The sequence below is a fragment of the Candidatus Propionivibrio aalborgensis genome, from assembly GCF_900089945.1.
Taxonomy (GTDB): Bacteria; Pseudomonadota; Gammaproteobacteria; order Burkholderiales; family Rhodocyclaceae; genus Propionivibrio; species Propionivibrio aalborgensis.
In genome coordinates, this window is record NZ_FLQY01000302.1 from 1 (window position 1) to 1,072 (window position 1,072).

A 1,072-nucleotide genomic window follows, 5' to 3' on the forward strand; every position below is an offset into this window, starting at 1 on the left:
CGCCTTGCTGGCGCTGCCGTAGTGCCCTGTGTGACCCGCATACTGCCCGGCGGCGAAGGGTACCTGGTGGAATTTGGCGATGCCTGGGATAACTTTCCGACTGAGGACGTGGAAGCCGACACCCGGCGCATGAACGAATGGATCGAGTGCGCGGTGCGTACCATGCCGGAACAGTATTACTGGGTTCATCGGCGCTTCAAAACGCGCCCGCCGGGCGAGAGGCGTCCTTACTAGCGGACGGTTCCGGGGCTGCACTTCACGCCAGACTCATTCCGCACCGGATTTCTCCGACAACACCGGCGAAGTCGGGTTGATCCGATTCTTCTCTATCGAACGTTTCTCGATGCTTCGCCACAACCACTTGGCGTATGGTGTCAACCGCGGAATATCCAGATACTGCTTGAAGAACCATAGCCGGTCACTAGCACTCCAGCACGAAGAGAAGCGGCTAAGCGAATACAGGTCACGCATGGCACACAATGTCTTCAATGGACGCCAGCGTGACTTTTCAAGGTCGATGACGCGCGCGTCCACGGTGCCGTCTTCATTCAAACGAACAAACACATGCTTGGGGAAGAAACAGCTATGGCGGATGCCATGAGCATGCATATCCTGCAATAGCGTGGCGACGGCCTTGAGGATGTTCCGACGCATCTGGCGGTTGGGAGCGCCTTCCTTGAGCCAGGCCTGAACCCTGTCCTCCATCGAAATGAAGCCGGTCAACTCCTCGGTTATCAGAATTGCACGCTGATCTTTGCCGATCATCCGCGAAGCAAAGTAAACAGGCTCCAACGTGGGAATTCCCTTGCTTCGATAATTAATGATGCGTTTGAACTCGCGAAGAAAGGTGGGGATTCCGCGTACTGGATGCGTCAATGAAGGCGTACCGTGATTCTCTTGGCGCTTAAGGAAGATGGCACTACTGCCACCGTCGGGCAACTCAAGCTCACAGCGTGAAACACCGCTCCAACCGCCGCGTCGTTGATTGGGCTCCTCAAACCACTTTGCTTCAAGCTTCCACAGCGAATCGAAGTCGGCCAGGCCGTTATACGCCAGAATGGGTTGCCAGCGC

The 1,072-nt window shown here is 56.3% G+C and carries 2 protein-coding genes; one reads left to right on the forward strand and one right to left on the reverse strand.

Annotated features, from left to right (window positions below):
* Positions 1 to 234: LpxL/LpxP family acyltransferase (locus PROAA_RS13395; RefSeq protein WP_483771117.1), on the forward strand; the 234-nt coding region annotated here is incomplete at its 5' end.
* 33 nt (positions 235 to 267) lie between these two features.
* On the opposite strand, the gene PROAA_RS13400 is transcribed toward PROAA_RS13395, so the two are convergent.
* The coding region (locus tag PROAA_RS13400) for a lipopolysaccharide kinase InaA family protein (protein WP_186411824.1) at positions 268 to 1,072 on the reverse strand (805 nt) is incomplete at its 5' end.